Source organism: Mycobacterium sp. UM_11, assembly GCF_001414075.1.
Taxonomy (GTDB): Bacteria; Actinomycetota; Actinomycetes; order Mycobacteriales; family Mycobacteriaceae; genus Mycobacterium.
Genome location: NZ_LATC01000063.1, coordinates 23,441 through 29,883 on the forward strand (window position 1 = coordinate 23,441; position 6,443 = coordinate 29,883).

At 67.8% G+C, this 6,443-nt stretch carries 6 protein-coding genes; 5 read left to right on the top strand and 1 reads right to left on the bottom strand.

All coding sequences use genetic code 11. The features are described from left to right. The first annotated feature begins 71 nt into the window (after nt 1-71). The 4 genes from WU80_RS16335 to WU80_RS16350 all read left to right on the top strand — a co-directional run bounded on the left by WU80_RS16335 (nt 72) and on the right by WU80_RS16350 (nt 4,534). On the top strand, nt 72-1,169 hold the full coding sequence (locus tag WU80_RS16335; protein ID WP_055401550.1) for a ferredoxin reductase: 1,098 nt from the start codon (nt 72-74) through the stop codon (nt 1,167-1,169). A gap of 16 nt (nt 1,170-1,185) precedes the next feature. Beyond that, nucleotides 1,186-2,592 carry an acyl-CoA desaturase gene (locus WU80_RS16340; protein ID WP_055401548.1) on the top strand — a complete coding sequence of 469 codons (1,407 nt, stop codon included), beginning with the start codon at nt 1,186-1,188 and terminating at the stop codon, nt 2,590-2,592. A gap of 72 nt (nt 2,593-2,664) precedes the next feature. Continuing rightward, nucleotides 2,665-4,017 carry a molybdopterin-dependent oxidoreductase gene (locus WU80_RS16345; RefSeq protein ID WP_082459787.1) on the top strand — a complete coding sequence of 451 codons (1,353 nt, stop codon included), beginning with the start codon at nt 2,665-2,667 and terminating at the stop codon, nt 4,015-4,017. Then, nucleotides 4,010-4,534, top strand: coding sequence for a hypothetical protein (locus tag WU80_RS16350; protein WP_055401546.1), 525 nt, complete (start codon nt 4,010-4,012; stop codon nt 4,532-4,534). The genes WU80_RS16345 and WU80_RS16350 overlap by 8 nt, the downstream gene beginning before the upstream one ends. On the opposite strand, the gene WU80_RS16355 is transcribed toward WU80_RS16350, so the two are convergent. Then, nucleotides 4,511-4,870: an SHOCT domain-containing protein gene (locus WU80_RS16355; RefSeq protein ID WP_055401544.1), complete on the bottom strand. Its 360-nt coding sequence runs from the start codon at nt 4,868-4,870 to the stop codon at nt 4,511-4,513. The two genes, WU80_RS16350 and WU80_RS16355, sit on opposite strands and share 24 nt — an antisense overlap. Before the next feature lie 906 nt (nt 4,871-5,776). On the opposite strand from WU80_RS16355, the gene WU80_RS16360 reads away from it, so the two are divergent. Beyond that, a partial coding sequence (locus WU80_RS16360; RefSeq protein ID WP_156371796.1) for a class I adenylate-forming enzyme family protein occupies nt 5,777-6,443 on the top strand: 667 nt, incomplete at its 3' end.

Sequence of the window (6,443 nt, forward strand, 5' to 3'; positions counted from 1 at the left end):
TGTTGCCTGCTGGTACAGCCCAATTCAATTTCGACGTTTAAACTCGGTGTACAAGTGTGTACTCTGATTGCATGGCTGAGCGCGGCGCTGAACCCCAGGTCCCACGCGGGCGTCGGCTGTTCCTGCGAGCGGTCCGGCGGCTGTTCAGCCCGCTGCAGCCGGACGATTACCTCGAGATGATCAACCCGCTGTGGACCACCAAGGAGCTGCGCGGGAAGGTCGAGGGCATCGAGGCCCAGGGCTCGGAAGCGGCCAGCGTCCTGATCCGCCCGGGGTACGAGTGGCCCGGCCACAAGCCCGGACAGTACGTGCGCCTCGGCGTGGTCATCGACGGCGTCTACCACTGGCGTGCGTACTCGCTGACGTCTGATCCCAGGCCCGACGACGGGCTGATCAGCGTCACGCCGAAGAGGGTCGACGGCGGCGTCGTGTCGCCGTATCTCGTGCACAAGATTCAGCCGGGCGATCTGGTGCGGCTCGGCGAGATCGAGGGCGTCTTCACCCTGCCGGACCCGCTGCCGCCGAAGCTGCTGTTCATCAGCGCCGGCAGCGGCATCACGCCGATCATCAGCATGCTGCGCGACCTCGACCATCGCGACGAATTGCGCGATGCGGTGGTCATCCATTCGGCGCGGACCCGCGAGCAGGCCATGTTCCTGCCGGCCCTGGAAGAGCTCGAGGAACGCCACGAAGGGCTGCGGCTGGATCTGCGCCTCACCTCCGAGCAGGGGCGCCTGACACCCGAGGAGCTGGACGACGTGTGCCCGGACTGGCGGGAACGCGAGGCGTTCTGCTCGGGTCCGGGGGAAATGCTCGACGCCCTGATCGAGCACTGGAAAGAGAACGGTGATTGCGATCGCCTGCACTTCGAGCGGTTCCAGCCCAAGATCGGCGGCGACGCCAACGCCGGCGAGGGCGGCACCGTCTGCTTCCTGGACAGCGAGAAGGAAGTCGAATGTGACGGTGGCACATCCATTCTCGAAGCCGGCGAGAAGGCGGGACTCAATCTTGCGTTCGGCTGCCGGATCGGAATTTGTCATACCTGTGTCGGGACGCTGAAGTCGGGCAAGCTGCGCGACCTGCGCTCGGGCGACGTGATCGAGCCGACGGAGCAAGACGTGCGGATCTGCATCAACACCGCCGAGGGCGACGTCGAACTCGAACTGTGATGGAAAGGAGCGGCTCGTGACAACTGCCGTTAAAAGGGCCGGGGAGAGCCCGCTGTCCCGGTTGGGGGAGCAGGAACTGGAAAAACTCGCCAAGGAATTCGACGCGATCCACGACGAGGTGTTCGCCGACCTCGGCGACCGCGACCGCCGCTACATCAAGAACGTCATCTCGGCACAACGTCAGATCGTGGTGGCCGGCCGAATCCTGTTGCTGGCGTCGCGGTCCAAGACCGCGTGGCTGCTGGGCACCGCCTGCCTCTCCATGGCCAAGATTCTGGAGAACATGGAGATCGGCCACAACGTGATGCACGGCCAATGGGATTGGATGAACGATCCCGACATCCACTCGTCGGTCTGGGACTGGGACACGGCCTCGACGGCCGAGTCGTGGAAGCACTCGCACAACTACATCCATCACACGTTCACCAACATCCTCGGCAAGGACAAGGATCTCGGCTACGAGATCATGCGCATCGACCCCAATCAGAAATGGGCTCCGCGCTACCTGGGCCAACCGATCTACAACCTGCTGCTGACGCTGCTGTTCGAGTGGGGCGTGGCCGTCCACGACATGGACATCGACGCCATCCGCAAGCGCGAAAAGCCGTGGTCGGAGGTGCGCAAGGACCTACGGGGCATCGGGGTCAAGGCGCGCGCGCAGATCTACAAGGACTACCTCGGCTGGCCGGCCATCAGCGCCGGCGCGTTCGCGCTCACCCAGTTGGCGCTGGGCGGCCGGCTCGAACAGCCGTCGCAATCCCGCATCGCCAGAAGGCTGCGCAGGGTGTCGAAGGGCCGTCGCGCCGGCGCCGCGGCGAACTTCCTCGACAAAGTCGCGCCCGGCGTCGAGAGCACCTACCTACGCACCCTGGCCGCCGACGCGCTGGCCAACGTCATCCGCAACGTGTGGGCGCACGCCATCATCTTCTGCGGCCACTTCCCGGACCAGACCTACACGTTCACCCAGGAAGAGGTCGAGAACGAGACGCGCGGCGGTTGGTACGTGCGCCAATTGCTCGGCGCCGCGAACATCGACGGCAGCCCCCTGTTCCACATCATCAGCGGCAACCTGGGCTATCAGGTGGAGCACCACCTCTACCCGGACATGCCGAGCAGTCGCTACTCGGAGATCGCGCCACAGGTCAAAGAGATCTGCGAGCGCTACGAGCTGCCGTACAACTCCGGTCGTTTCGGCAAGCAGTGGGGGATGGTGCACCGCAGCATCTTCCGGCTGGCCTTCCCGGGCGGAGCGCCGCGGCCGAAGCCCGGCCCCTACCACGGCAACGTCCACCGGCCCGATCCCGACCGGCCCAGCGAGGGCGACCGCTTCCGAGATCGGGTCCCGGCCGAACACCCGGCCGCCGGTCCCGAACACGACTCCTCCGGCGTCGAGGTGCAGCCGCCGCCGCGGGGCAAGGACTGACGCGCGCCGCAGATCGGCGAGTCTGAACCATTTTCGCCGGCCCGCCGTGTCTCATCATCGATGATGCACGGCATGGGCGAACCGAAAGCAGACACCGACGCGCCGGACGCTTCCGACGGGTACGGGTTTCCCGCGTGGCTGTGGCGTCGGCTGGACGAGCACCCGCCGCCGGGCGTCCGCCGGGCGCAGCGATGGCGCAGCCCGCTGCGGGGTCCGTGGCTGACCTCGGTGTTCGGCTCGGTGCTGCTGGTGACGCTGCCGATCGTCATCATCACCGGCCTGCTGTCCTACGTCGCTTACGGGCCGCGGTTCGGCCAGGCCATTCCGGGCGACGTCGGGTGGCTCAAGCTGCCGACGTTCGATTGGCCCACCAACCCTTCGTGGCTGTACCGGCTCACCCAGGGGCTGCACGTCGGGCTCGGGCTCGTCCTGATCCCGGTGGTGCTGGCCAAACTATGGTCGGTGATACCGAGGCTGTTCGCCTGGCCGCCCGCCCGGTCGACAGCCCAACTGCTGGAACGGGTTTCGTTGCTGATGTTGGTCGGTGGCATCCTGTTCGAGATCATCACCGGCGTGCTGAACATCCAGTACGACTACATCTTCGGTTTCAGCTTCTACACCGCGCACTACTTCGGCGCCTGGGTGTTCATCGCCGGATTCGTCGTGCACATCGCGATCAAGATTCCGACGATGTGGTCCGGCCTGCGCTCGATCTCGCCGCGCGACGTGCTGCGCACCGGGCGCGCCGACACCGTTGCGCAGCCGTGGGAGCCGGACGGGCTGGTCGCCGCGGACCCGAGCCCGGCGACGATGAGCCGCCGCGGCGCCCTGGCGTTGGTGGGCGGCGGCGCGCTGTTCATGGCGGTCATCACCGCCGGTCAGACGCTGGGTGGCTGGACGCGGCCCGCCGCGCTGCTGCTGCCCCGGGGGCGCACCCGTGGAGACGGACCCAACGACTTCGAGATCAACCGGACCGCGGCGGTGGCCGGCATCTCCGCCGCGGAGGCCGGCGAGCGCTGGCGGCTGACCCTGAGCGGCGGTGCCGCCCCGGTGGTGCTGGACCGCGCGGCGCTGCTGGCCATGCCGCAGCACACCGCCGTGCTTCCGATCGCCTGCGTCGAAGGCTGGTCGACCACCCAGACGTGGACCGGGGTGCGGTTGGCGGAGCTGGCCCGGCGGGCCGGCGTCCCCGCACCGGAGTCGGCTTACGTATCCTCCCTCGAGCGCAACGGCGCGTTCGGCCGCGCGACACTGCAGAAGAGCCAGGTGCTGCACCCGGATGCGCTGCTGGCGTTGCGCGTCAACGGAGCCGACCTGTCACCGGATCACGGCTACCCGGCGCGCGTCATCGTGCCGGCGCTGCCGGGGGTGCACAACACCAAGTGGGTGGAGTCCATCGCCTTTCGAGGGGCCGCAAATGCCTAGCGCCCGAACGGGTTTCGTCAGGATCTATGGTTCCGGCCCGGTGCATCTGCTCACCCTGATCGCCGGGTTCGCGCTCCTGGGTTACGTGGTGGCCACCATGAAACCGGTCACGCTGTGGAACCCAAATGTGTGGTGGCAGTCGATCATCGTGTGGTTCGCCGCGGCCATCGTCGCGCACGACCTGGTGTTGTTCCCGGTCTATACGCTTCTCGACGCGCTGCTGTCGCGGGCCGTCGTCGGTCCGGCACCGCGCCGGGTGCCGGTAATCAATCACGTCCGGGTGCCCGCGCTGGGGGCGGGCCTGACGCTGCTGGTGTTCCTCCCCGGCATCATCAAGCAGGGCGCCCCGACGTATTCGGCGGCGACCGGGCAAACCCAGGATCCATTTCTCGGGCGGTGGCTGCTGCTGACCGCGGCGATGTTCGGGGTCAGCGCGGCGATCTATGCGATCCGCGTGGCGAGGGCGCATCGGCGGCCCGAGCCCGCGCCCGGCTTACATGTTGGCGATGATCTGTAGGCGCTGGGCGCTGTACTCGGTGTCGGAGATCGCGCCCCTGGCGTGCAGGTCCTCGAGCTGCCTGAGCCGCTGGTAGAGCGGCGGCTCGGATACCGGGAGCGCGACCGGCTGGGCCTGGATGCCGCTGTGGTGGCGCAGCGCCGCGTCCTTGGTGGTCCACCCGGCGCCGAGGTCGAGCAGCCGCAGCGCGAACAGCACTCCGGCGCCGGTGATCGGCAGGCCGAGGTAGAGCATCCACCCCAACGGCATACCGGCCTGGCTCAGCGCGAAATAGCGCGTCAGCAGCACGAGCGCGAGCATCCCGCCGGCCAGTAGCACGACGACCTTGCTTTTCATCCGCGGTGTACCTTCCGTGTTGTTCGCTGCGGGCGGCAGCGGTGGTCGGGCAAGTGCAACCGACCCACGCCGCTACCGATCCCAAAGGGCACTGGGCGACTTCACCGTCCACGGCCGCGCTTGAAGGATTCTTGGCGACTTCTTGGAGTGTTCTTTGAAAGCGCGCGCGTGTTCTGCGCGGTGCGCGGGGAGTAACTACTCTGGTCGGCATGGGAAATGGGCGGCCCGGGAAGGCGACGGCGCTGTGCGCCTGCCTGGCCGCACTTGTCTTTACGCCTTTCGACGTCGCCGCGACGGCGGAGCTGACAAGACCCGTTGCGTCGGCCTCGTCCTCACGGATCGGCGACAGTGCCCTCGGACTGCCCAGCTCGCCCTGTTTTATCGGCCTCAACTGCGGATGTGTTCAACACTGCCAATCGCCGCCGCGCCCACATCCGCCGGCTGTAGCCGGCGATCCACAGCACGTCCCGCCTGCCTCCACGCCGCCAAATCCCTAGTCCAACAACACAATTGCCCCCCCTGCGGCGAGAAACACACTGGAGAGATCGTGAAGATTCGACAAGCCCAGCCCGTGGCCGCGGTTTGCGGTGTCTTCGCAGCGCTCGTCCTGGCGTTCGGTTGGTCCGACGCCGGCATGGTCACCCGGGCCGCGAACCCCACGTCTTCGTCCCACGTGGCGCCGGCGCCACCGCCCGCTCCGGGCGGTGCCCTGCCGGTGCAACCCGCCGGCGGGGGCGGCTGCATCATCGGCCTCAACTGCGGGTGCACGCGCAACTGCCATAAGCCGCGCCCCCGTCCTCCGGGTCCCGTTAGCGACCCGCAACACGACGCACCCGCGCCGGCCCCGGAGAACCCCTAGCGGCGATTGGCGCACGGGCCCGTCCATGGCTTTCCTATGATCGGCTCATGCAGACACCGTCCTCGCCGGCGTTCACCGACGAGGACGTGGCCCGCTTCCACGCCGCCGGCTGGTGGTCCGACACGACGTTGTCGGATGCGGTGCGCCGCAACGCCGAACGATCACCGGGTCGTCGCGCGTACGTCGACCATCCGGGTGAGTCACTTACCTGGAGCGAATTCGACTCCGCCGCAACGGACTTAGCCCGGCGTTTGGTCGGGGCCGGGGTCGCGCCCGGCGCTCGGGTGGCGGTGTGGCATGGCGATTCCGCCGCCCTGCACGTGTTGTTCGTGGCGATCGAGCGGTGCGGGGCCGTCGTCGTCGGCGTCGGCGCGCGCGCCGGAGCCCGCGAAGTCGCCGCGATACTGCGCAGCTCGCAACCGAAGATTCTGATCAGCGACTCCCAGCGCGGCGGTGCCGCGACTGCGGTTTCCGACGAGCTTTCGCTGCCCGCGCTGGTTTTGGGCGCCGAGGCCCCGCGATTGGACGGTGAGCCGAAGCCGCTCACGGCCGAATGTCGGCTCGGGCCCGACGACGTCTTTTTGATCAACTCCACCTCCGGCACCACCGGCCTGCCCAAGTGCGTGGTGCACACCCAGAATCGTTGGCACTATTTCCACCAGAAGGCCGTCGCCAACGGCCTGCTGACGCCGGAAGACGTTTTTCTGCCGGTCA

Bases quoted from the DNA above. Each gene is read 5' to 3' on its own strand.
- WU80_RS16335 (WP_055401550.1), top strand. From the start codon at position 72: ATGGCTGAGCGCGGCGCTGAACCCCAGGTCCCACGCGGGCGTCGGCTG.
- WU80_RS16345 (WP_082459787.1), top strand. From the start codon at position 2,665: ATGGGCGAACCGAAAGCAGACACCGACGCGCCGGACGCTTCCGACGGG.
- WU80_RS16350 (WP_055401546.1), top strand. From the start codon at position 4,010: ATGCCTAGCGCCCGAACGGGTTTCGTCAGGATCTATGGTTCCGGCCCG.
- WU80_RS16355 (WP_055401544.1), bottom strand. From the start codon at position 4,870: ATGAAAAGCAAGGTCGTCGTGCTACTGGCCGGCGGGATGCTCGCGCTC.